Raw genomic sequence first — 25,792 nt, 5'->3', positions numbered from 1 at the left:
ACGCTCCTTTGGAAATTTCTTCTTTAAAAATTTAATCCTTCGACCCGGGCTAGGCTTATCGATACTTCATATGCCCGTTCGATGCTCTTCGGCCACTACGATACTCTTCAAAACTTGATGCGCTATATCGATGTCGTCATTGACAATGCTGTAATCGTAAAACTGTGCTTTTTCTAATTCGCTCTTGGCCCACTCCAGCCTTTTTTCAATAACCTCGATGCTCTCTGTCTGCCTGCCCACGAGACGCCTTTTCAGCTCTTCCAACGAGGGTGGGTGCACAAAAATCAAAATGCAGGCTACCGAATCAATCAGTTTCAAGGCTCCTTGGGTATCTATCACTAAAAAGACGTGCTTTCCTCGCGATAGATTTTCTTCAACCCACTCTCTCGATGTGCCGTAGTAATCGCCATAAAGTTTGACATACTCTAAAAAAGCATCAGTTTGAACTTTCTCTTCAAACTCCTCTTTAGTCACAAAGAAATAGTCTTCTCCCTCAATTTCTCCCGCTCTCATCGATCTTGTCGTCGATGAGATACTCTGAACAATATTGGGACACTCTTTCTGCAATTTCTTGACAAGCGTTGTTTTGCCGGTTCCCGCGGGCGCGCTAAGCACAAAAAGAAGTCCTCTTCTCTTTGCTCCCTCCCCTTTTTTGGACATCCGGCTACTCGACATTTTGCAACTGCTCGCGTATTCTTTCGATTTCGGTCTTAAATTCGATCACGGTTTTAGAAATCGAAATTTCCTGCGACTTGGAACCGATCGTGTTAATTTCCCGGTGCATCTCCTGCAAAATAAACTCCAGCTTTTTCCCTTGGGATTGCGCGGGTTCAAGCAGTGTTTCCCTGAATTGGAGGAAATGGGATTTAAGGCGTGTGATCTCTTCTGCTATATCGACCCTGTCTGCAAAAAGGCACACTTCTCGCAAAACCCTTTCGTGATTTTCTTCGGTTAGGGGTAGCAGTTCCGATATTTTTGCAAGGAGCCGCTCGCGCATTTTTTCAGAAGCTTTTGTCGCCGAAGCCTCAATTTCCTTTAGACCTCGACTCAACAAGTCAAGTCTTGCCTCAATGTCGGCGGTTAAGGCTTTTCCCTCATTGGCCATCATGGCCTGCATTGCTTCAAGCGCTTTATCGAGCGCCGCAACAATTAGACCCTCGACCTTCTGAAGAGTTTCCTCATCTTCCTCAAGAGTAAACAGTGCATCCCTCTGAAACAGAGACAGGGAGATCTCCTTCTCATCCTTACCTATCAAGGCGGCTATGCTCTTCCATGCCTCGAAATGCTGCCTGCAAAGAGGCATGTTGGGCTTTACTGAAAAAGGGGCACTTTCATGAAACTTAAAGCCGGCTTTAACAGTCAGATTCCCCCTGGAGATCCGCTCAGAGATACGTTTCCTGAGAAGGTATTCCAAGCGCATAAATTCTTTAGGCAGCACAAGGTGCACTTCCAGATGCCTCCTGTTTACACAGTTGATCTCCAGAGTGCATTGGCCGATCGAATTTTCAGAAATGGATCGACCATATGCCGTCATACTTTTTAACATGGCGACACTACGGTTAAATTAAAAATAGCACGAACCTAAAAATTAGCCGGACAATCCTTCTACGAAGGAGAGTTTACGGATCCGTTAAAAGCCTCTAAAGCGCCTCCATCGGAGGTATTACTTGCCAGTCAAAGGAGTGTTTTAAAAACTAAAACTGCCGGGAACGTTTTACCGAGATAGGTTCAATGGTTTATATTAAAAAAAAAACGTATTTAGGTCAAAAGAATAGACTGGGAGAAGACCGAGAGAATGTGCGGGGCGACAAGAACATGCCTGCCGATGCAAACTTCATTACACTGAAAGCATCTCAAAATTTAGCATGAAAACTTTGAGAGCGCCTCCAAGACTGAAAGATTGCAATTCACCTCATATTTCTACTATTGGGTGAGTTGCAATCTTAAAAAACATCAATTTTATAATTTAAAAACAAGGTCTTACGATTTCAGTTGGTGGACAGTCTCTTAGTAAACGGTCTAAAAGTTGCGGCATAGACGGCGCTCCCCCCGATCCTTTGGCAGCTCTGTTTCATGTCCGGTGAATGACCCGCCCATTTCTCTTCCCAACGGATCAGACGCACAATCCCCTGGCTCATTACAGCTTCAATTAATTGACCCTGCCCTGCCGCCATCATCACATGATCAATCCGACCCTCAATTCCTTTTTCGGAGGAGAAAATCAGATCTCCCGGCTCAAGCTCGCCAAAGGGAATTTGTGCAGCTTTCAAAAATTGATCATGCGCATTCCTTGGGATGTTGACTCCTATTGCTTTGTAACTTAAGTGCACAAGACCGGAACAATCCACTCCCCTGAAAGGCTTCTCTTCAGCAGTCGGAGAGCTCCTCCCGCCCCAAAAATAGCGGGTACCCAAGAATTTTTTTGCTTCTGAAAGAGCCGAAATTCCAGACGAAGCCGCTGACAGCCGCTCCGATTCAGTGACAGCTTCTCTCCTGATCCAACCTTGCCTTCCTTGATCGAGCTGCACGGAAAGCCAATCTTCCTCACCGCACAAAGAGACCGTCGATCCATACGACAGAATCGATAAAGGCTGAAGCCCCCTTTTATCGGGATATAAAGCTGTATTAAAATTTAAAACAACACCTCTTGCTTGCCCTTGTCCAACCTGCTGGCAAACTGCGTCTTTTCGAATATAACCTCGGTACCCTTCCCATCCCCTCTCCAGACTGAACACCTCCTGCTCTACCGCTTCGATAAAGTATAAATCACCCTCCTCTGCAAGCAGTTTAACATCCTCACCTAAAAGCAACTGCGTCTCAAGCTCTCGGTCGATCCATTCGGGTTGCAAGGGAATAAAAGCTCTCTTTCTAAGCTCCGCAACAGGAACTACCACTCGATACATCTGCCCGACAGAACTCATCTTTTTACCCCCAATAAATTACTTGCTTTTCTCGGACACTTCCTTTAATTGATGAATCGGGCCAAAAATCCGCCTTTTTCCACGAGCCTGTCCTCATAAAAGATTCAGTAGTTTTATATGAAAATTTTTATTGAGACAAGTTAATGGGAGCCAAATTATTTAAGTTTTAGTACAGCCCTAAGTTCTAAAAATTCATTATAATATATTGATAGAGCCATAACGAAAATGTCTAAAAAATTGATCTTTGACAAGAGGAAGCTGCCCAAGAGTGAGAGATTGTAAATCACCTAGTATAAAGTGCGTCCTCTCAACACCGCGGAATGACTAGGAACTGTCCACAAACTGGAATCGTATGATTTGTTTGTAGGCGGCCTCATAGACGATCGCCTTTGGAAATTTTTCCAATCGATGAAAACCCGATTCCGTTAACACTCTCTTTGCCCAAAATTGCAAAGAACTTCCATTAATGATATCGTTATTCCTCTTAGTTTAATAAGTATATAATAAGGAGTATTCGATGACCACCATCAGTACTGTGGGAGCCACGCCCCCCATCGCTCAAAGCGCTATCCCCCGTCCCACACTTGCTTATGTGGAAAGCGACCACAAGCCCAACATCCTCGTGAAGATCATCACTTTAATCATCGAAGTCGTGAAGGCGATTTTTGATTTTTTCCAGTTTTGGAAATCAGATCCCTACCAACTCGAAGAATCGCAGCTGAATGCCTTTAAAAAGATTCAACGCGAAAGTTATTTGAAACCCCTGAACCGTCCTCAAAAAAATGATTACGCAAGCCTTCGGCCTCTGCTTTTGATGACGAGGAGTCAGATCGATCAAACACTGCCTGTGCACGAAGGGGTGGAGAACCCGCCTATAGAAGAGCCTCCGGTTAGCGACTATGAGACCAAGGATTTCCCGATCGCCCTGCAGCATATGAGGGGATCTATGAGTTCTGTGGTAGAAAATGTCGTAGACTGTTTCCAGGAAAGAAAGATTCTGCCTCTAATGGAGCGGCGGGAAGAATTTGTCGATAAAGCGACGCAAATGATTAAAGACCTCTCGGCCCTTGTCATTCAGATTGGCTTCCAGCTGCGCGTTCCTATTTTCGACTTGCTGAGAACCACCCCTTTACCCCAAGGGGAAAACGTCATTTTCCAGGAGTCTTCCAAAAAAGCCTTGAACTGGCTGATTGAAAATGAGGATAGAGACCGCCACCGGCTGCAAATCAAGGAAAGTCTTGAACAGGCATGCCAGGAGTTGATAGAGCAAGAGAAACTGACTCTGCCCAACGGGAACACTCTTTCCTTTTATACAACCCCCCTTATCAACTGGATCTTTAATGACGAGAGATCCCCTCAATTCCATACGGAGCATAACCGAAGACACTATCCCCAAACGGTCATCGAGCCCATCTATCAACAGTGCCTGACTATCCTTATCAATAAAAAATTTGATGCCCTATGCGTCGACTTAAAAGGACGAGTGATCGATACCCTGCCGGAACTGATAGAAAATATCATGAAGGCAAACAGTCAAATGCTGACTGAAGAACTCGGGGGACGTCTCGCCGATCTTCTTTCCCATGTTAAAATGTCCACACTGGTAGACGATCTTACATTCGCCCTTTTCCAGCACACAAAGACCTATCTCAAAGCCAAAGAAAGTATCATTTCAGAAACCGGATCGGTCTACAAACACCGGACAAGCAGGCCGGACGTGGAAGCTGAATTCATCAAGGCGTGTGCCAAGAGATTTGCCACGTATCCCGAAGCCCATCCTAAAATAGTCGAGATCGCCACCATCCCACAGGATAAGGATCCAATCACCTGGCCCGTATCGCGTGAGTTCATGAATTGGAAAGGGTCTATCGAAGAGGTCTTTATCTCGGATCTTTGCCAACAGCTGGTCGAAACCCTGCTCCCCAAAAAGCAGATAGTTGAAGATGATCGTATTGTCGAGATAGACGGCTTGACCAACCTATGGCGAAAGGTCATCATCCCTGAAGAATTTAAAGAAGTTGTCTCTGAACTGGAAGCTTTCGTCCAAAGATTTCTTCCCGCCGATTTCACTTTAGCCGCAGATATGAAGACTCTGATCAGCAACATCGTGCAGCAATTTATCCTGACAACAGCCAAATCGCAGGTGCGTCAACTTCTTTCCACCAAAATCTACAACCTTTTCAAAACACTCATCACACCCGAACACTTCTCACAGATGATTGAAAGCCAATTGGCCCCTGTGATTGAAGAGCAGTGTATTGACGTGATCTCAAGGCATGCGGCCTCTTTGTCAGTGAGAGAGTTGAAAACCGAATTGACACACATCCGCTCCACTAAATCGGATCTTACCGCGCTTATGATAGGGATCCGCCTCTTTATCCTTCAAAAGTTGAGGCAGGCAGCGCGATCTTCAGAAAATATCGAAGAATCGATCAAAAAAGTGACCGATCTTATCCTTGAGGATCTGGAAGAGGTTTTCAAAGGGGAAGCGATTGAGACTTTCAACATATCGAAAGTCAAAACTGCTCTCTCCGGCCCGGGTCAGGGGCATCGCCTTCACCATGATTTCGCAAGGGAAGCTGTGCTGCCAAACCTTGACGAAATAGAAGCCTTTATCATGCAGGCGTTTGAGAAAACTAAACGACTTGCTGCCGCCGAAGAACAGCTCGGGGAAAAACTGTTTACCCTGTTCAGCGCCAAATCATCGGAATTCAGGAGAAATGGTGGTGTCTATCCAAAAGAAACTTATCTAACCCGTATTGCCTATCCCCTGATCAAAGAGTTTGAAGATGTACTTGCAAGTCGTGAGTTCGCGCTGGATGCACCTGACGAAGCTGTCGGTAAATACCTGGCGGGCGAGGGCAGTACCGAAGAAAACAGCACAAACATTTACTCTGAAATCGTGCTCGACCTTCTCTTTGGCGTCGGAGAGTTTGGAGGGATGTTTACCCAGCAAATTGTAACCTCGTTCAAGCACCAGATCAATCAGTCTCTTGCAAAAACATTGAACAGATTCAAAAACGATGACTACCTGCTCGTCGAGCTTCTTTTCTCGAAGCTCCAGGAGAAGTTTTCCGATAAAGAGACGATGATGGAACTCTTATTTGGTGAAGAGGAAGGAAATCCGCCTGTCGATCTTTCGAGATCGATCAGCAGAATTTCGGGGCTCGTCTATGACATCTTCTACAACTTGGCCGTACCCTCTACAGGGTTTACAGGAACATTCCAATCCCTGATTGCTACCCCTTTCCTGGGAATGGACTCATCGGCTATCGACAACACCGTTCGAAGGATCTACAATCGCCTGCTGCAAAATGAGACGCTCAACTCCAACTTAGTCTTTAGGCTAAAAGATATCGCAGCAAGGGCGCTCGCAACGGCGGATCTGTCGATCAAAAGGGAAACAGCTCTTGTCTCGAGTGGTGAACTAACCACTGTTTAGAGACAATGCCGAAAAAGACTGAAAAATTTGTGTGCGGCCCAGAGAAAGCCCAAATTTAGAGATATCCAAAGCATCCTCAAAGAGGATGCCTTGGATGAACAAGATGGTGCAAACAATCTAAGCTTGCTACTCGGTGACGATATTCAAAAGCTTGTTAGGGACAAAAACCACTTTTAGAATCATCTTGCCGTCAAGATGCTTCGATACAAGCGGATTTTCCTTGGCCAAAGCCAGGATCTCTTTCTCTTCACGATCCTTCGGCAACTCAAAACGCCCTCGCAACTTTCCATTGACCTGCACCACATACGTCGCCGTCGCGTCCACAAGGTACTTCTCATCAACTTCAGGATAGGGCTTGGTATTGATATCACCTTCTAGCTTCAGACGCTCCCAAACTTCTGCGGCCATATGCGGAGCAAAAGGCTGCAAGCACTGAGCGAGGCATCCCACAGCAGATTTTGGATGCTTCGGCAGCTTCGTGAAGTCGTTGATGAACTCCATCATCGTCGAGATCGCGGTATTAAACTGAAGCGCTTCAATGTCTTTTGTGACCGAACGAACCAACCGGTGTGCCAGCTTGTTTGCCTCCTCCGTGTCTTCATCCTGGAGCAGCTCCGAATCCGACAGATCGTAAAACCTTTGCAAGAACCTGCGGCAACCGCTGACAGCATCGGTATTCCAAACCTTCTCTTTCTCGAGCGGCCCCATGAACATCTCATAAAGCCTCAACGCGTCAGCTCCAAACTCTTCGATAATATCATCTGGCGTGATGCCGTTGAGCTTCGATTTCGACATCTTCTCAACTTGGCTTTTAAGAGATTGGCCCGTCACTTTGTGAAAATACTTGCCTCCCTTCTCCACGACATCTGCCGGTTCTACGTAGAGGTTATTCTCATCTTGGAACGACCTTGCCACAATCAGCCCTTGGTTCCTTAGTGACTGGAAAGGCTCTTTGGTCGACACGAGCTTCAAGTCATAGAGAACCTTATGCCAGAACCTGGCGTATAAAAGATGGAGTACGGCATGTTCCACTCCCCCGACATAAAGGTCGACCGGCAGCCAGTACTTTTCCTTACCCGGCTCCCACGCTTCGTTTTCATTACCGGGATCGACAAATCTCAGATAGTACCAGCAAGAGCCGGCCCACTGCGGCATGGTATTGGTCTCCCTTCTTGCCGCTCTCGAAGTTTTGGGGTCTTCAATTTCCACCCATTCCTTAACTTTGGACAACGGACTTTGACCATCCCCTGCGGGCTTGAAGTCACTAATCTCAGGTGGTATCAGAGGCAGTTCGTCGATTCCCAGCACCCTCTTAGTGCCATCGGCAAAGTGCAAAATAGGGAAAGGCTCGCCCCAGTAGCGCTGACGGGAGAAGAGCCAGTCGCGCAGCTTATAGCAGATAGCGCGCTCACCAGACTTTTCCTCTTCCATCCACTCCACGATCGCTTTTTTCGCCTCTTCGACACTTTTACCGTTGATCGAAAAAACTCTCGAAGAGCTATTGATGATAAGACCATCGTGGATCCAGCACCGCAGCCCTTTGACAATCTCCTCATGAACCGTCTCCACACTTTCCCCATCCTTGATGTCCTTTTCTTGAGGAGTGATGACAGCTCTGATCGGTAGGTTAAACTGCTTGGCAAACTCAAAATCCCTTTCGTCATGGGCAGGCACAGCCATAACAGCTCCTGTTCCATATCCCATGAGAACATAATCGGCGATCCAGATCGGAATTGGCTCACCAGTCGCCGGGTTGATGGCATAACTGCCTGTGAAGACCCCTGTCTTCTTCTTACCCACCTCAGTCCTTTCCATGTCGCTTTCGCTCATGACCTCTTTCTGATAGGCCAAAACAGCAGATTGTTGCTCGGGGGTCGTCAGGTCAGCAACAAAGGGGTGTTCAGGAGCGAGAACCATGTAGGTCACGCCAAAAAGAGTATGCGGACAGGTGGTGAAGATCTCGATTTGTTCCTTACGATCTTTTACGGGGAAGAAGATCTTGGCTCCCTCACTTTTCCCTATCCAGTTGATTTGCAATCTTTTCAAGCTTTCGGGCCAATCGACTAGATCTAGGTCACGGATAAGCTCTTCAGCATAAGCGGTGATCTTGAGCACCCACTGGCGCAGAGGACGTCTCTCCACGGCATGGCCGCCCTCTTTGGCTTTTCCATCCTCGACCTCTTCGTTGGCGAGCACAGTTCCCAGGGCAGGGCAGAAATTGACCATCATATCGGCTTCATAAGCGAGCCCTTTTTCATAAAGCTTGGTGAAAATCCACTGCGTCCATTTGTAATAACGGGGATCGGATGTCGCAAACTCCCTGTCCCAGTCGTAGCTGAATCCTAAAGATTTAAGTTGCCGTCTGAAGGTGTCGATATTTTTTTTCGTGGTTTCCCTGGGGTGTGTTCCTGTCCTGACGGCGTACTGCTCAGCCGGAAGTCCGAAGCTGTCCCAGCCCATCGGATGAAGAACGTTAAACCCCTTCTGCCTTTTGTACCTGGCAATAATATCGGTAGCGGTGTAACCCTCGACATGGCCAACGTGAAGCCCTGATCCGGAAGGGTAGGGAAACATATCCAGGACATAATATTTTGGCTTATTGTCATCCCTTTCTGATTTGAATGGCTTGGTTTGATCCCAAATTTTTTGCCATTTAGCTTCAATTGCTTTATGATTATATCTCATGAGGACCCTGACTCAAATTTATCGTAGTGTTTCTGAAGGCGTTTGTTTGGGTAACTATCTTCCCAGAATGAAAAACTGCCTTTCCCTGGAAGATCTCCAGGATTTGTAAAGGTCAGCTTGAGACGCTTTTCGCTATAGAGGTCTTGATGTCGAACTTTACCAAAAATGTCTCAAAATTTGGTTTTTGGCAAAGAGAAAGCTATCGTGGTTGCAAGATTGAAACTTACCTAATATTAAATATGAGGTGAGTTACTATCGCAAAGACTGCCCACAAACTCAAATCAGTATACTTTGCTGCTGGATTTGGTTATAAGCTTCGAAAAAACTTTCAGCATATCAACCCAATATTCTGAAAATGTTTCCGAAGCATATAACCGAATCAAATGATTTCAGTTTGTGAACAGTCTCTACAGAACCCGAAGGCTTTCGCAAGGCCAAAATCCCAATTTTTGAGACACTTTCGGTTTATATCTCACGGAGCAAAAGCGCCCTTTTAAGAATAGGATTATATGGCAAAAAAACGCAAAAAGTCAAAGCAAGTTCGTCTCAAGGACAACTTAACTAAAGTTTTAAGGGAGTTCCTTGGGGCAAGAAAATCACCACTCACTGTCGCAGAAATTTTACAAAGGCTGAGCCTGCCGGAAGAGCACGCCCCTGTCATCGAGGAAATTTTAACGGAACTGAAGACAGGTGGAGAAATGGCCGGAAGCGGAGAGGGCTTTTCCGTCAAGCAAAAACCTCATCCTGAAGGCATTACGGGAACTATCCGAATGCACCCCAAGGGATTTGGATTTGTGGTTACCGACCCCGGTTTTGAGTGTGGCGGAGACATTTTCATTCCGAAGCACCTCACACAAAACGCGGTCGATGGCGATAGAGTGGAAGCCGTCTTGGCGGCAGGGCCCTGCCCGGAAAAGGGACCAGAGGGAAGAGTTTCCATGATTCTTGAAAGATCGCGCAAGCACTTGGCGGGAATCGTGTCGGAAATTGACAATGCAGGCTACTTTCATGCCTATGCGCCGCTTCTCGGGACAAGCCAGCGCATCTTCATTCAACCCTCTCACGAAGTTACTCTCTCGGTCGGAGACCGCATCGTAATGGAAATCCTTGACTGGGGCTCCAAAGAGAAGATGGCGGAAGGAAAATGGCTCCACACAATAGGCAGCATCCACGACCCAAAAATCGATATTCCGGCAGCCATTGAAGAGTTTGATCTTTCCTCCACGTTCCCCATCAAGGCTCTTAACGAAGCCAAGCTGTTTGGGGCACGTGTTAAAAAGAGCGATCTGGAAGGCAGACTGGACTTAACACAAGATTTCACGACCACAATCGACCCTGACACAGCAAAGGACTTCGACGATGCCATCTCGATCGAGAAGGGAAAGAAAGGTTATAAGCTGGGAGTTCACATCGCCGACGTCTCCCACTACGTCAAACCCGGAGGGGCTCTCGATAAAGAAGCGGAAAGACGCTGCAACTCCACTTACTTCCCGGGAATGTGCCTTCCGATGCTGCCCAAAGAACTCTCTGAAAACCTGTGCAGCTTAAGACCCAATTGCATCCGTCTCACCTATAGCGCCCTGATGGAATTCGATAAAAAGGGAGAGATGACAAAATACACCATACAGCGCAGCTATATCAAAAGCGCAAAAAGGCTTACCTACAAGCAAGCCAAAAAGCTGCTTGACAGCGATAAAGAAAGCCCTTTACGCGACAAACTCCTTCTGATGGTTGAGCTGGCGACATTGCTGAAGAAGCAGAGAATGGAAAGAGGCAGCGTCGACTTAGCCCTGCCGGAGCTCATCATCAAAGTTGACGATCAAGGCGTTCCCACAGGCACAGAAACCGTCGAGTATGACATCACTCACCAAATGATTGAAGAGTTCATGCTGAAGGCCAATGAGACAGTGGCGACACATCTTGCCAACGAAGGTAAAAGCGTTGCATACCGCGTCCATGATATTCCACAAGAGGAGAACATTCAGGAATTCGCACTGATGGCACGCTCGTTCGGTTTTGAAATCGAGGACAACCCCTCTCCTCAACTTATCCAGAAGCTATTCGCCAAGGCGGTAGACACGCCCTACGGCCAATACCTCGCAACCAACTACATCCGGCGGATGCGCATGGCGTACTACTCTCCGGACAATATCGGACACTACGGCCTTTCGCTCACCCACTACTGCCATTTCACAAGCCCCATTCGGCGCTACGCAGACCTTATTATCCACAGACTACTCTCTGGAGAGCCTGTCGATGAGCAAAATTTGGACAAGATCACTTCAACTCTCTCGGAGCAGGAAAGGTTGTCTTCGAAAGCGGAACAGAACGTCGTGCTGCTCAAAAAGCTGCGCTATTTGGCCGCTCTAAAAAGCAATGAGCCGTTCAGGGAATTCAAAGCTGTCGTCACTTCCGTGAAACCTTTCGGAATCACGATCGACATTTTGGACATCATGCTGGAGACTTTCATCCACATTTCCGAGATCGGTAAAGACTACTATGAATACAATGAAAGACGAAAAGAGCTCAAAGGGCGCTCCACAGGAGAGACATTTACCACGGGAACACCTGTTACCGCCTTCTTGCACAACGTCGACCTGATCATGAAAGAGACAAAATGGGAGCTCCTCTCCGAAGTTCCGGACAAATCTGACTTTGCCTCGAGAGGCAAAGAAAGGAAACACAGACCCGAGAGAGCCAAGAAGAATAACAGAAGGCGCAGACGATAATCGGGTAAACAAATCATACGATTCAGTTAGTGGTCAGCCTCAAAGAGCCTGTCTTGACCCCAAATTCACCAGCAAAATTGGCATATTTCAGGTTTTAAGACGGGCTCTAAAGCGATGACAGCTTAAGGAAAGGAGCCTCAAACACCCATAGGGTAAAAAACCAAACACAACGAGGCGACGCTTCTTTAAGGCGGAAGAATCTATGTCTATCTCTGCTACGGCATAGTCATGGCGAGTGGATAAGAACTCCCTCATATCACCCCGACCAGGACAATCGAGAAAACGGTCGGATGGATGGAATGATAAAGAGGCGGATGAAAAGTTCAGCCGTTAAAGGCCTCACACATCGGTGAGAAACCTCTCTAAGTCTTTAGACACCGCACTTCTTGCACAACAAGATTCCCTTGCTAAGCGATGTTACATGGATCAAGAACAGCGGCGAAGTAGTCCCCGTCTTAAAATATCGTCACATCGCCCCGCATCGGCATCACCTCCGCTAAGGAGGATATATACCGAAAGTGTCTCAAAATTTGGTTTTTGGCAAAGTGAAAGCGTCTCAAAATTTGGGATAGAAAGGGCTTGATGATTTCACACTTCGGAGTGATAGACCGACATCAAAAAAAGGCATAGGCAATTGGCAATGAAAAGAAATTTTATCACCGGACTAATCATACTACTTCCTGTCGCAATGACGGTGTGGATCGTTTCCCTTTTACTCTCATGGCTAACCGCTCCCTTCTCGGGCCCGGTTCTGTCTGTTTTTGCAAAATGGAGGATTCTTGAAGCAGGATTCCTGTTCATTCCTGGAGAGACGCTCCAACTTCTCTTGAGCAAGCTGCTGATCGTTTCCTCCCTTGTGCTGATTACCTTGCTGCTGGGATTTGTTGCCAGCCGCTTTTTCATCCACTTCCTTCTCAGTCGCTGGGATGCAATCATCAAGAAGATTCCCTTCATCTCAACAGTCTATAAAACAAGCCAAGACGTTATCCACACAGTGCTCAAGCAAGACTCAAACTCCTTTAAGCAGGTAGTCATTGTCCCGTTTCCCAATCCGACCTCTCATGCAGTCGGCTTTGTAACGAAAGAGAAGATGGAGAATGTGCCTGGAAAAGAGGGTAAGACAATGGTAGGGGTCTTTGTCCCCACAACCCCCAACCCCACCTCGGGCTTTATCGTTCTCTATGATGTAAGCGAAGTGACCTATATTGATATGAAAGTCGAGGATGCCCTGAAATATGTTATCTCCTGCGGAGCGATCATGAACGAGCCTTTCAGGCCACTTAACGCATCAGAGGTATCAAATACTTAAGAAACCTGTAAATCAGACAGGCGCTTACACCGGTTACGGCAGCACCATTTTGTCGAATCGAGTCACCGGCGGGAAGGAATCGGCAAATCAAAAAAGGTCTATCGAAAGCGCCTATCTCGCAAGGTGAGGTACTTTCGGTATGATACAGCTCTTAGTTGCCCGCTCCGGCATGATAGTCTTGCACGACCATGTCGAGAGCCACCTCAAAGTCATGCAGATCCATATCCAACCAGCGGAAAGAGGGCTCTTGCCTGAACCAGGTAAACTGCCGCTTGGCAAAGTTCCTTGTCGCCTGCTTGAATTTTTCAATAAAGATCTTATAATCTTCTTTAGTCTTTTTGCTTTTGAGGTAATCGAGTGCTTGGCGGTAACCGATTGCCTGGGAAGCGGAGGAATTAAGCCGGATGCCGTTCTTGTCGAGCATTTCCACCTCTTCTAAAAAGCCTTCCAGAATCATCTGATCACAGCGTTTATCGATCAGGCGATAGAGGTGCTCTCGTGGCCTGTAGAGGAACCAGCAGCGAAAATCAAAGTTCAAAGGCTTCCTGCGCCCTTTCCACGTCATTTTGCTGACACGCTTGCCTGTCAGCTGAATGATTTCTATTCCCCTCACAATCTTCTGTTTGTCGTTGCACGTGATCGAGGCGGCATATTGAGGATCGAGCCGCTTCAGCTTTTCAAACATTTCCTCGACACCCTTAGACTCAAGCTCCTCTTCCAGTTTTTTTCGCACTTCAGGAACGGAAGGAGGGCCGTTCGGAGGGCCAAAAATTAGGGAGTGCAGATAAAAACCCGAACCACCGACAACGATCGGGACAGATCCCCTGCTCAATATTTCCTGACAGGCATGGCGCGATTCATAATAGAAATCCACAACGTTAAAGTTGTCCTGGACATCGCAAACATCGATTAAATGGTGGGGAATGCCTTGTCTATCTTCCTGTTTGAGTTTGGCCGTCCCGATATCCATTCCACGATAGATTTGCATAGAATCGGCTGAGACAATCTCACCACCGAGTTCACGGGCCAGCTCCAGAGAAAAATTAGTCTTTCCTACCGCTGTCGGGCCGGAAATGACGATGACTTTTTTTCTAGGTCTTGTCAGTTTGGACGATAGCTGCTTTTGAGCTTGTATGCCAAAACCAAAAAAAATGCGCTCAATCTCTTGTTCGCAGGACGCTCCCGACGACACAGGCTACTCCAACTTAATGTGAAAAATGAGGCAGTCAAGGGACTACTCTATACCGAATTTACAAGTGTACCGTAAGTATCTCAAAAATTGGATTGGGTCTTTGAAAAATTGCAAGTCACCTTATCTACTGTCGGTTGATTTGCAATCTCTCAATCTTGAGGAGCTTTCTCACAGCTGAAAACCAAATTTTGAGAGACTTTCTGCATAAACTGATTCTGCGCTAAAAGAACAAAACGTCAGTCACAAAGAGGATAGAAGATGAGCGATCTACCGTCAATAGCCATCTTATACCAAAAGCATCTCAAAATTTGGGATTTTGGCTTTGAGAAAGGCTCGGGAATGTATGATCGCAAGAGCGTTCTCTTTGCCAAAAACCAAATTCAGAGACACTTTCGGTATATACCCGAGAAATTGACAACTACAGTATTCCTATCGCGGTAAAGAGGGCCTTAACAACTAGTATTTCTTAAGCGCTTCCTGTTGATTAGCCGTAATTTCAAGAACGTGATCGAAACCCGACATTTTAAGAACATCCATCACATTAACGCTGACGGAGCATAAGACAAGTTTTCCCGAAAGAGTCTTCAGTTTCTTGGTTGTTGATAGGAGCATTCTCATTCCCGCACTGCTCAAATAGTCCACTTCGGAAAAATCCAAGAGAAGCAGATGCTGCCCATTGTTGATGCAGTCAAACACTTTTTTCTCTGCTAGCGGGGATGTGATGGCATCAAGACGTCCTTTGAGTTTAAGAACGGTGACGTTGCCCTGCTTCTCTTCTTTAAGATCTACAGCACCTTCAGTGTTTGGCATATGGGAATCCTATCAGTTTAGCGGTCAATCAACAACTTACATATACCAAGGTTAAAAATAATCACCCAGCACAATTTGCGTATTCTTCCAATTTGCTGAGCTCTTTAGGATCCAAAAACTGCACCCTCTCCGCGGCAACTCGAAGTTTGCAGCGTTTATCTCGCTCTTCTTTGCCGTACCACACATCCAGCTGCAGCCTTCCCTCCACAAAAACTAGGGAAGAACAGTTGAGATGCTCGGCGCACGCTTCAGCCTGCTTGCCCCATACAACGACGTCCACAAAACAAACTTCTTGCTGCTTTTCGCCCGACTGCGTCTGAAATTCACGGTTTAGGGCAATGAAGAGATCTGTTACGTGAACTCCTCCAGGGGTCTTCCGGAGCTCTGGCTTCCTTGTAAGCCTCCCTGCGATAAATACTTTGTTTAGTGCCATCATAGCACTCACTTCTCCCTTTGCTCTCCCATAAGAGATCAATTAAATTTTAATCGTTAAAACAAGCACACCCTTTCTGATTCCTCAGCCGTTTCACGTGGCTGTATTCACACCACGCCTTACCATCTGGCGCTATAGCCAAGCTTAAAAAGACACGTCTGCTCCACCGATAGTCGTACACCTTCCCGTCATCTCGCTCAGCAGCGTATTTTTCGCGCCAATTCACTGCAGTAAGGAGTTATCGTCCTCTTCATTTCAATATTTAAATAAATATTTTTACACAAGAAAAACCGAGTAATGCTTATCTTAAGACAGCAATTATCGCTTATGAAGTTAGGGATTTGGCGGAGAAGAAGTCGTTTATAGCATAACGATTTTGGTTATATCGAACGTGTCTCAAAATTGGGTTTTGGCAAAGAGAAAACTCTCGGGATTGAGACACGCAAGTCACCTCATATTTCTAATAATAGGTAACTTGCACTGCATCAATTCTAAGGCTTTCGCGGAACCGAAAATTGAAATTTTGAGACACTTTCGGTGTAAAAGGCGACTAACTGCGAGAAAATGAGCTACTATTTTTATCTTAGGACAAGAAAAAGAGTAAAATCGATAACCTCTCATATTTAAAGAGTTATCAAACACCAGCTTTGTAAGGGGCGTAAATATAAATAGTTGCAGGAGGATTACGTTTCAAGATTGAGGTTTGAGCAAACAGAAAACCACAGGAATGGGAGATTGAAAGTCATAAATTGTGAGATCTTATCAGGAGGAATCGACCCTTCTTAGATGATCACCGAGAGCCTGCCAGATCAAGCCTTCCAGAACGCAACATCGACTCCATGGGTAGAAAAAGAGGGTGAGGCAGATCCGATATTGGAAAGTAGCGCCACTCCGCGCATTTTCCAGGTTCTAACACCCTTGGCTGGCCTGAAAAGGCTTTCACAAAGACAAAGAGCGTGATGTAATGTTTATTTTCATTTTGAAAATAGTCATTGGACCAGGGGCCCAGAGCACATTCTAGAGCCGTAATACCCGTCTCTTCCAGAAGCTCTCTTTTGGCGCACTCTTCAGGTGTTTCACCAAACTCAAGATGGCCTCCGGGTGGTGCCCATGTTTCTGACCCATGGGAGCCTTTCCTCTTGCCGAGCAGGAGTGCGTCGTCTTTGACAACAATCACTCCCACACCGACTCGAACGCTTTTAGCGTTGGCCTTCGATAAGGCTCCTGACACAGCTTAAACCCTGATATCCTGAGTGATTCCGGGGCCGGCTTCGTTACCTTTGCTAGAATCTTCCTTATCTTGCTTCGGAGGAATTGGTGGAAGCTTCTTTTTATGGGCCTCTTCAGCCTCCTGCCTTCTTTTGATTGTTTTACTTTCTTCGAAAGTGTCATTGGCAATCTCTTCAACATCTTCTGAAGACAGCGTTTCGTACTTAAGAAGCATTTGAGTCATCAACTCGACTTGATTCCTGTGCTTTTCAATCAATTGAAGCGCCTTTTGATGCGCTTCCTGCAAGATTCTCTTCAGCTCTTCGTCAATCGCTTTTGCTGTATCGTCAGAATATTGCTTTTCGTAGTGCCCGCCGATTCCATGATAGCCGGAGTCGGACGTCTCGCCGTAAAACACAACTCCCATCTTGTCGCTCATTCCCCACTCGCAAATCATGCTATGGGCAAGCTTCGTAGCTTGCTGGATGTCTTGTCTTGCTCCCGAAGAGATATCTCCGACAAAAACTTCCTCAGCGCACCTGCCTCCCATCAAGACCGCCAACTGATCTATCAGCTCCTTTCTCCAATAGCTCACCTTGTTCTTCTTGGGCAGGAACATCGTCGCGCCTAGGGAAAAGCCTCGTGGGATGATCGTCACTTTGTCTACAGGGTCTGAGTGCTCGACATGGAGACCTACAATAGCGTGTCCCGACTCATGATAGGCAGTCGTCAACTTCTCTTGTTCGTCAAGCTGCATGGAACGGCGCTCTTTACCATAAAGAACCTTGTCCCTGGCCTCTTGCGTCTCTTCACCCGTGACGGCCGTCCGCCCTCTTCGTGCCGCGAGCAGCGCCGCTTCATTCAAGATGTTGGCTAGATCAGCTCCGGAACATCCGGGAGTGGCTCTCGCAATCTTCATCAGGTCTACCGAAGGATCCAGCTTGATCTTCTTGGCATGCACTTTCAGGATCTCAAAGCGTCCTTTGATATCCGGCAGCGAAACCATGACACGCCTGTCAAAGCGTCCCGGCCGCAGCAGCGCCTTGTCTAAAACATCGGGGCGGTTTGTCGCCGCCATGATGATAACGCCTTCATTGGTGTCGAAACCATCCATCTCAACCAGAAGCTGGTTCAGAGTCTGTTCCCTTTCGTCGTGGCCGCCGCCAATCCCGGCACCTCTGTGCCTTCCGACTGCATCGATTTCGTCGATGAATATGATACAGGGAGCGCTTTTCTTGGCCTGGTCGAAAAGGTCACGGATACGGCTCGCGCCAACACCCACAAACATTTCAACAAAGTCCGAGCCCGAGATGGAGAAAAAGGGTCTGTTGGCTTCGCCCGCTACCGCTTTGCCGATGAGTGTTTTACCTGTTCCAGGAGGACCTACAAGCAGCACACCTTTGGGAATTCTGCCTCCCAGAGCCGTAAACTTCTTGGGGTTTTTTAAGAAATCAACAATTTCTTGCAGCTCTTCAATCTCTTCTTCAAGACCGGCTACATCCTTGAAAGTAATTTTATTTTGGTCTTTGTTCAAAAGGCGCGCTGGAGACTTTCCAAAGTTGAGAGCGCTGCTGTTCATCCCTTTCATCTGTCTCGAAAAGATAAAGTAAAGAATCAAAATCACGAGCAGGAATGGAAGGATAGTGATCAAGTAGCTTAAGTAGTTTGGAGTAGGCTCCTGGCTTTTGAATCTCTTTTCAAGCACCATATTTAGAGGCTGGTCTGGCGCCTTGAAAACACCACCTGCATTCTGCTCAAAAGCATCCCATTCTTCTTTAGCATTGTTGAACCAATGCTTAAACGCTTCGGGCTCTTCTTTTTCAAGCCCCTTTGTCGACACTTCTTTATTGTTGTAAAACCACACGACTCCGGCGACTGCGGATTCCGCCTTTTCCAACTGAATTCTGTTATCTTCCAACTTTGTGGAGAGCTTGGAATAGGACTCGACTGCGTCTCTGTAGCTTCTTACAGATCTTAGATCTGTCAGCGCCGTCCCCTCTTTTCCTTTAGATATTTCTTCGACGATATCATTCAGTTTAGCCACTGTCTGCTTAAGAAGTGCAGAATCGGCAGGCTTCTTGAGGGTTTCCAGATCAGACTCCATCTTGGCAAGCGCCTGTTTCATCTGCTGGTTTCCAATCCCTATGGCAGGTGAACGAAATCCCTGGACAAGACGGAGAAGGCTCTCTTGAGCGCTGTCAAGCTCAGAAGCTGTTGTGGTAGGACTTAGGGTTTCGATCTGTTTTGTCAAATCAGCCAAGTTTGGATGCGTCTGCTTTTGCAGGTCGTTGATTGTCAGGCTAAAATCCTGATCCTGGAAAGTATAGCCTTTTCCGGCAATGACAACACCCTGCGACGGCATCGTGATACCAGCCAGATCATAAAATCTTTTGGCGGAATCGATTACTTTTGGTTTTAGGGCAGTAATTTCTTGGACAGTCTCTGCAATTTCTGTCTTGAGGAGGTGATTTTCATCCAAGAGTTCTAAAAACTTGAAGCGCTTCTTGCCATCTTCCGTTTTCCTCTCTCTGAAACGACCACTGAATGTGACCAAATTGTCATTAAGGGCTATTTTCCTGTTCTCTTCCGGCTGGGTTAGCTGCAAGTTCACCAGATGCTCAAGCTGATAGCTGAAGGAAATCTTAGCAATCTTCGCATCAATGAAATTCTGCACCATCAGCGCCATGAAGAAGGCGGCCATGAGAAACCAGATCAAGCTGTTGGAAAGGCCTTTTTTGAATTCGTCTTTCTTGTCGTCTTTCATACTTAAGATTCCTTGGGATCAGGCAAACGATCTTCTAGATCACTGTTATGTCAAAAAAAATTCACACCCGGGCCGCACTAAATCCACCCTGAAGTCATAGCGTCTTGGAATTGAAGGGCCCAAAAGGCTAGTTTCTTGAGCCATCTCTGGCTGGTGCCATCGGTTGCATTTGAAAAAAGCCATGCCGGCGGCCTGCAACCAATATGTGCTATTTTACCACACACCAAGGATCCAGGTAAAGGCTTTCATCTCCTACATCTAAATGAACTCACAGCAGCTTCGGTTTGAACCGGCATGTTATCAAATAATGAACAGTCCATTGGATAACACGTCCCGCGCAGTCTATCAAATTCCCTCTATTGGCGTTGCACTCAGCGCTTTGACGCTTCCATTGTCCATCAAAATTTATCATCATGAGCATGAACTCACTGCTATGATACAAATTCCTCCAAAACCTATGCAGATAGTGTTTTAAATCCAAAAACTTGATTTTTAGATACTTTGAATTTTTTCTTCTGCATTACCAAGGTCCCTGATTTTGTGTTGCCAACGGATCTAGTGTTACATAAAACGTGCGGGAGCAATTCCTCTGATGCCCGCCCCTAACCTCTCCCGTTGCCAGATCAGCGATGAGTTGCTCCCCTTGATAAATCCCTGGCAGATAAGACCTAAGGCAAGCAGGCACTTTTCGGTTCGTCCAAAACTTTGCAATCGGGGAGTTTCCGGGAAAGGACTCGCCGGGCATGACTCTTTTTATTTGCAGATCTCCCTCCACCGGAATTTGTAGCACTCCCCCGCCCCTGAAAAGACACTGCCATCCCATGAATTTTTTCCAGGGCTGAGTGGAGGCCTCCGCGTCTTCTTGAATGATCAGCGAGCTGCTGTTGACTCCCCCTTTTTTTAAGGCCTCAAACGTAAAAGGCGCAAGCTTATCCGATGTAAAAAACAAAATTCTTTTTCGGTCTATCTCCAACCTCTTACCCTCAGTCTCAAAAGAAAGATTGGCCCTGCCATCAATCAGGGCTTTTGCCGCATCCTCCTTTTGGGTCCGTGAGAGGGTCATCTTCAGCTCCTTAGATACCCTAGTCAACAGGTGCATCGCTAACGCGATATGCATCTTTTCTACATTCGATAAATCAAGAAAGTACCCCAAGCTACATGAGTGGCCTGCGGCGATAAAGGGCTCTGTTTGCTGGTCTAAAAAGTGGCTGATCATCGCTGATTCTTCCGCAATGCGAATGAGCGGATCCTCGATTGACTTCCCGAACAATTGAGTCACTTCAGGGAAAAGCTTCAGGCGCATCCGGGCCCGCAGGTACTTCTCGTCGCTGTTTGTTCGATCCGTGAAATACTCGATTTGATTTAAGCGGATATAGTCTTGTATCTCTTGTTTCTTAACGTCCAAGAGCGGTCTTAAAATTAGCATGTTTTTGTACGAGCTAACCTTCTCCATGCTTTTCAAGTGGACAATCGACGCCCCTTCAAATACCCGTTTAAGAACCGTCTCAGAGAGATCTGCCGCCTGATGCGCGAGCATGACTCCTTGATAGTTGTGCGCAAGAATAAGGCGGTGAAAAATACGCAGCCTCTCCTCCCGGCAATACTCTTCCATGTTGCCCGTTTTTGCGGAATAGTCAACCTCTTCTTTGTGAAAAGGAATTCCTTGCCGGACGCAAATCTCCTGAAGGGATGCCGCTTCCTCTTTGCTTTCCGCCCTCCACCGATGATCTACATGGACGCACGCAAATTGAGCTTTTGCGTGAACGAGCAGATGAAACAAACACATGGAATCCTCTCCTCCCGACAGCCCCAAAAGCAACGGAAGAGCAGGATCTGTGTGCGTATTTAAAAATTTTTTCAGATGAGTTAACAAATTCATGATCTAATACAAAAACTGCAAAAGAGAGAGAAAAGCAAGTAGCAACGTTAGCAGCAAGAGCAATAAAAAAAGCGGATTTTGCGGATCTAAACTGATGGTCAATTCGTCATCTTGACCGATGCAGTCAAACGCAGTTTTTTTGACCGGCGGAGAGGGTTCATCCAAGGGGGTCGGATCCTGAAAAAGATCTTTCAGCTCGGCAATCTTGCCAATAGGCACAAAGTAGGGCCAGTCCTTTTTTTTCGCCTCCACTTCAGGGGTCACTCTGGGGTCTCTGCGCAGGTCGATGAAAGAATAGGGACCTTCCTCTTCGCCCACAATCCTTATATACCAAATTTTTTCCCGTTTGCGCATCCTCTAGATCCCAGGCTCTAACGCCGATATATTTGGTTTCGTCAAAGAGAAAGCTCTCACCGCTAAAACCCCGAAATTTAAGATACTTCCGGTATAGCCAAATTCAGCACACAAAGCATACGATTTTCGATTTGTGGGCAGTTTCTTAAAACACCAAACTTCCCAGATCCCTACAAAGGATGCGGCAGATTTTCAGTTTTTTCCGATTCCTGACAAATTATGCTCGCCTTTTATTATTTTAGGAAAGAAAAGAGTTTCAGCCTATACTATACCGAAAGTATCTCCCAAAGTGGGATTTCTTCTTTAGAGACCGGTGACTGTCTCTAGGAAAGTAATGACCGAAGACCTATACCGAAGGTGTCTTATAGTTCTGCGATCATTCAATCCCAAGGCTTTCTCGAAGCAAAAAGCTAAATTTGAGATGCTTTCGGTATGTTACCTTGTTTTTAGCCTTATCCTGCAATGGCTAAGATTTATAAAGCTGCATAACATTACTATTAAAGGAAAACAAGAGAATGCCCATCCTCTGGCGTTATCTTTCTTCGCGCTACATCAAAAGCCTCCTTCTTACCATATTCACCTTTGTTGTGGTTTTGATCACCTTGCGCATGGAAGAGATCGCCCATTTCGCCACTCTTGGACCGGAATTAGAGCTTGTCTTAAAATTTGCCCTCTATCAAATCCCCTACGTCCTTCCAATCGCGATACCGGTCTCTTCTCTGATTGCGGCGCTGCTTCTTTCTCAAAATCTCTCCGAGACACACGAATTGACCGCCATCCGCTCCTTCGGGCTTTCCATCAGGAATTGCATGACCCCCATCTTGGTTATCGCCCTGTTCGTTTCACTGCTTAATTTCTGGATTGTTTCCGAGCTTGCGACAACCTGTCATCTCAAATGCACAAAACTGAAAGCTGAAGTCCGACAGGTCAATCCCTTGCTTTTGGCCAGCCACAAACATTTGATGAGAATCAAAGGACTCTATTTCGATGCTTTAGGCTCCTCAAAATTAGGAGAGAGCGCCGAGGATGCCATTTTTGCCTATCCTGAAAAAAAAAGCGGACGGATCGCGCTGTTGGTGGCTAAGAAACTGTCGCTGGACGAGGACTCGTTTCATGGTGTTGATGTGACCTTGATCGGGTCGATCAGCTCCAAAAACGGAAAGGATCTAGACTCCCTCTTTGTGGAGAACATCGGCGACTATTCACTTCCTCTGCAAGATTTTTCACTGCTGATGGAGAACAAGACTTGGAGCGTCAGCCTGGACTATCTTAAGATGCCTCTGCTACTTATAAAGAAAGAGCAGGAGGAACAAATTCTGCGGGAGCTGCAAGAGGCGGAAGAGGTCTCTCAAGCCAAGGCCAAAGAAAGGGATATCGGCCGTATCGAGATGGAGATTATGCGTAGGATATCTGTTGGCATCGCCCCCTTCACCTTCACAATGCTTGGCCTCGCCTTCGGAATCCGGATTGGGCGCGGTGGCTCGATTAAAAATCTTATCTACATCGTTTGCTTGGCCGCCCTATTCCTCATTTGCTATTTTACTGCAAAAGGATCGGATCATAAAGCAGCAACAGCCATTGCACTATATACTTTGCCCCATGGGGTGATCGTTCTTCTTTCACTGATCCGCATTCACAAACTGGAAGGCGGGACTGTATGACCCTTTTTTTGAAGAAGTGGCAGCGCTATTTTGCTTTGGAGTTTTTTAAAACCTTCTCATTCGTTTTACTCATCATTTTCCTACTCTACACCCTGATCGACTTCTCAAGCAGAAAAGCCTCCTTCCAGTCACACGGCATGCACTTTTCTGTCGCCGATATTGCAATCTACTATGTTCTCTCCTTTTTTAAAGAAATTGGAGTACTGCTGCCCTTCTCCGCATTAATCTCCACTCTCAGGACTGTATCTTCCCTGAGCAAAAACAGAGAGCTGATCGCCCTTTTGGCTGGCGGGATAAGCCTTCAACAGTTGATGCGGCCTTTCCTTATGATCGGCATTTTCCTCTCTCTGCTCTTGACTCTCAACCAAGAGTTTTTCTATCCAAGAGCGGTAAAGGAACTTAGGTTGATAGAAGCGAAGAAAAAACTGGTCAGCAAAAAAAGAAAAGAACCGGCAGGCGCCGTTAAGAGCGTCCAACTGCAAGATGGATCGACATTGCTCTATTCCTCGTTCGACCCGGAAGAGGGTTCCCTCGGGGATGTCTACTGGATCAGAAGTATCGATGACATCTATAGAATCCAGACACTGAAGATGAGAGGCTCAGTCATATCAGGGCTCCAAGTCGAACACTTTGTCCGAAAAGAGGGTAAGCTCTTACTGAGCTCACAAGAGAGGGAAGAAAAATTTGCCTCCATGGAGATACCGGACAACTTCATTCTGGATACGTTTATTGAGAAAGAGGAGCTACCCTTATCAGACTTGCTGAGTGTTGCTCCCTCCCCTTTTCAGTGCACCTCAGATAAAGAGTGCGCTTTGATGACAACCCTTTTACATCGCCTGATCCTGCCTTGGATCGCTCTCTTTGCGGTATTGGCCCCTCTCCCCTTCCTGATCAGACACACAAGAAGCCAGCCGATGTTTTTACTATTTGGCTTTTCCATTTTCTTTTTAGTTTTCACATTTCTCTTGTTTGAAGCGGCCTCCATCCTCGGAAGGAGACAAGCCCTGACCCCCGTTGAGGCCATAGTGGTTCCCTTCGGGATCCTTCTCTCCCTCATTTTATACCGGCACTTTTCACTTCGTTAATAATCAGAGCGTTGAGTAATTTTCCATCCACTTTTTAGCTCCTCCGCTTAAAAGCACTCAAGTATCTGCTCGAAAAAAAAACAAGAAGTCGGGATGATGTGATGTTCCGCCTGTTCATGAAGGGAACTATCCCCATGCAAACACTCCAAAACACTACTTCCTCCCTTTTGAGAGCCCCGGCTACGCTTCTTCTTAACCTGCCAAAAGTTTCCTCCAACATCATTAAACTCGAATCACTGCTTCCCCCCAACGGCCGCCTGATGGCTATGATCAAAGCGTTTGGTTATGGCTTTGACGACTGGCAGCTTTCTAATGCTCTTGAGGATTTAGGAATTGAAATCTTCGGTGTTGCCTATCCTCAAGAGGCTGTAGCACTGCGCAATAAGGGGATGAAAAAAGATGTTTTTGTCATCCATGCCACACCCGATCAGGCAGAGTGCATCGTCGACTTCAATCTTGAAGTCGCTGTCAGCACACCCGGAGAAGTAGACAGCCTGCAGGAGGCAGCTAAAAAAAGAGGCAGAACTGTCAAAGTCCATCTGCACATTAACACAGGAATGACAAGGTTCGGCGCCTGTCCCAGGGAAAGTCTCTATCTTGCCCGTCACATCATGCAGAGCTCCTCTCTAAAACTCTCAGGAATCATGACCCATTTTCCATCCGCGGACGATGAGGAGCAAGACGCATTCACTCTTTCTCAGATCAAAACAATTGAAGACATCGTTGAAGCACTGTATGCGGAAGGAATCGACGTGCCCTGGATCCACGGCGCCAACTCCGCCGGCCTGCTCCGTCTTGCACCAAAACGTTTCAACATGGCACGCGTCGGCCTGTCTATTTTCGGAGTCTCAAATAGCGAAGGGATGCGTAAACGCATTACCTTAGACCCCGCTGTGTCACTCTACAGCCACCTGGTGCATATCCATGACTGCCGCCAAGGCGACACAGTAGGGTACAACCGGGACTATATTGTCAAAAAAAACCACGAACGGATCGGAGTCATCTCCTGCGGTTACCATGACGGACTTCCTCGTTCTCTCTCCGGTAAGGGGTATGTCTACATCCAAGGTAAAAGAGCGCCCTACGTCGGGCGGATCTGCATGGACTACATGATGGTAGATCTGACGGACATACCGGAAGCTGTTATCGGAGACGACGTTCTTTTGTTCGGGGGCGAAGATTCGACTTTAATTCCCGTAGAACTATTCTCTTCCTGGGCAGGAACTATCTCCCATGAAATATTCTGCCGCATCTCGGGAAGAGTCAAAAGAGCCTATGTTCCTCTGCCTGAAACAAACAACACGACCTGGAGCTACTGA

At 46.7% G+C, this 25,792-nt stretch carries 17 protein-coding genes; 6 read left to right on the top strand and 11 right to left on the bottom strand.

The genetic code is table 11. The features are described 5' to 3' along the window. Nucleotides 1–66: 66 nt before the first annotated feature. The 3 genes from gmk to ELAC_RS11085 form a co-directional block, all read right to left on the bottom strand. Entirely contained in the window at nucleotides 67–660 is a 594-nt protein-coding gene (gmk, locus tag ELAC_RS11095; RefSeq protein WP_098039361.1) for a guanylate kinase, read from the bottom strand. 4 nt (nucleotides 661–664) lie between these two features. Beyond that, a complete protein-coding gene (locus ELAC_RS11090; protein WP_098039360.1) occupies nucleotides 665–1,546 on the bottom strand; it encodes a YicC/YloC family endoribonuclease in 882 nt (293 codons plus the stop codon). A 442-nt stretch (nucleotides 1,547–1,988) separates the two neighbouring features. Continuing rightward, the gene (locus tag ELAC_RS11085) at nucleotides 1,989–2,921 is read right to left on the bottom strand and encodes a C40 family peptidase (RefSeq protein WP_098039359.1); all 933 of its coding nucleotides are present in this window, start codon (nucleotides 2,919–2,921) and stop codon (nucleotides 1,989–1,991) included. Nucleotides 2,922–3,438: 517 nt separating this feature from the next. Between ELAC_RS11085 and ELAC_RS11080 the strand changes: the two genes are divergently transcribed. Continuing rightward, nucleotides 3,439–6,363 (top strand): hypothetical protein, encoded by a 2,925-nt coding sequence (locus ELAC_RS11080; RefSeq protein WP_098039358.1) that lies wholly within the window; start codon nucleotides 3,439–3,441, stop codon nucleotides 6,361–6,363. Between the two features lie 126 nt (nucleotides 6,364–6,489). Here ELAC_RS11080 and leuS read toward each other — a convergent pair whose 3' ends face one another. Beyond that, a complete protein-coding gene (leuS, locus tag ELAC_RS11075) occupies nucleotides 6,490–9,048 on the bottom strand; it encodes a leucine--tRNA ligase (RefSeq protein WP_098039357.1) in 2,559 nt (852 codons plus the stop codon). 509 nt (nucleotides 9,049–9,557) lie between these two features. Between leuS and ELAC_RS11070 the strand changes: the two genes are divergently transcribed. Continuing rightward, nucleotides 9,558–11,777, top strand: a complete 2,220-nt coding sequence (locus ELAC_RS11070) for a ribonuclease R family protein (protein WP_098039356.1) — start codon at nucleotides 9,558–9,560, stop codon at nucleotides 11,775–11,777. A 640-nt stretch (nucleotides 11,778–12,417) separates the two neighbouring features. Then, nucleotides 12,418–13,086, top strand: a complete 669-nt coding sequence (locus tag ELAC_RS11065; RefSeq protein WP_098039355.1) for a DUF502 domain-containing protein — start codon at nucleotides 12,418–12,420, stop codon at nucleotides 13,084–13,086. Between the two features lie 151 nt (nucleotides 13,087–13,237). Here the strand turns inward: ELAC_RS11065 and miaA are convergent, their stop codons facing one another. The 7 genes from miaA to ELAC_RS11025 form a co-directional block, all read right to left on the bottom strand. Further along, on the bottom strand, nucleotides 13,238–14,278 hold the full coding sequence (gene miaA / locus ELAC_RS11060) for a tRNA (adenosine(37)-N6)-dimethylallyltransferase MiaA (protein ID WP_098039354.1): 1,041 nt from the start codon (nucleotides 14,276–14,278) through the stop codon (nucleotides 13,238–13,240). A 456-nt stretch (nucleotides 14,279–14,734) separates the two neighbouring features. Then, entirely contained in the window at nucleotides 14,735–15,088 is a 354-nt protein-coding gene (locus tag ELAC_RS11050) for an STAS domain-containing protein (protein ID WP_098039352.1), read from the bottom strand. Nucleotides 15,089–15,149: 61 nt separating this feature from the next. Then, on the bottom strand, nucleotides 15,150–15,524 hold the full coding sequence (locus tag ELAC_RS11045; protein ID WP_098039351.1) for a single-stranded DNA-binding protein: 375 nt from the start codon (nucleotides 15,522–15,524) through the stop codon (nucleotides 15,150–15,152). A gap of 787 nt (nucleotides 15,525–16,311) precedes the next feature. Beyond that, the gene (locus tag ELAC_RS11040; protein WP_098039350.1) at nucleotides 16,312–16,752 is read right to left on the bottom strand and encodes a nucleotide triphosphate diphosphatase NUDT15; all 441 of its coding nucleotides are present in this window, start codon (nucleotides 16,750–16,752) and stop codon (nucleotides 16,312–16,314) included. A 3-nt stretch (nucleotides 16,753–16,755) separates the two neighbouring features. Beyond that, nucleotides 16,756–19,494, bottom strand: coding sequence for an ATP-dependent zinc metalloprotease FtsH (ftsH, locus tag ELAC_RS11035; RefSeq protein ID WP_098039349.1), 2,739 nt, complete (start codon nucleotides 19,492–19,494; stop codon nucleotides 16,756–16,758). A gap of 520 nt (nucleotides 19,495–20,014) precedes the next feature. After that, nucleotides 20,015–21,373 carry a tRNA lysidine(34) synthetase TilS gene (tilS, locus tag ELAC_RS11030; RefSeq protein ID WP_098039348.1) on the bottom strand — a complete coding sequence of 453 codons (1,359 nt, stop codon included), beginning with the start codon at nucleotides 21,371–21,373 and terminating at the stop codon, nucleotides 20,015–20,017. A gap of 3 nt (nucleotides 21,374–21,376) precedes the next feature. Then, nucleotides 21,377–21,727, bottom strand: a complete 351-nt coding sequence (locus ELAC_RS11025; protein WP_098039347.1) for a DUF4339 domain-containing protein — start codon at nucleotides 21,725–21,727, stop codon at nucleotides 21,377–21,379. Between the two features lie 515 nt (nucleotides 21,728–22,242). On the opposite strand from ELAC_RS11025, the gene ELAC_RS11020 reads away from it, so the two are divergent. The 3 genes from ELAC_RS11020 to alr all read left to right on the top strand — a co-directional run bounded on the left by ELAC_RS11020 (nucleotide 22,243) and on the right by alr (nucleotide 25,792). Further along, nucleotides 22,243–23,388, top strand: a complete 1,146-nt coding sequence (locus ELAC_RS11020) for an LptF/LptG family permease (RefSeq protein WP_098039346.1) — start codon at nucleotides 22,243–22,245, stop codon at nucleotides 23,386–23,388. Beyond that, nucleotides 23,385–24,473 (top strand): LptF/LptG family permease, encoded by a 1,089-nt coding sequence (locus tag ELAC_RS11015; RefSeq protein WP_098039345.1) that lies wholly within the window; start codon nucleotides 23,385–23,387, stop codon nucleotides 24,471–24,473. Before ELAC_RS11020 ends, ELAC_RS11015 begins: the two co-directional genes overlap by 4 nt. 101 nt (nucleotides 24,474–24,574) lie before the next feature. Continuing rightward, the gene (gene alr, locus ELAC_RS11010) at nucleotides 24,575–25,792 is read left to right on the top strand and encodes an alanine racemase (RefSeq protein ID WP_098039344.1); all 1,218 of its coding nucleotides are present in this window, start codon (nucleotides 24,575–24,577) and stop codon (nucleotides 25,790–25,792) included.

This window comes from Estrella lausannensis, from assembly GCF_900000175.1.
Taxonomy (GTDB): Bacteria; Chlamydiota; Chlamydiia; order Chlamydiales; family Criblamydiaceae; genus Estrella; species Estrella lausannensis.
Note: the sequence above shows the minus strand (reverse complement) of the source record. Positions and strands in the feature narration are given on the sequence as shown.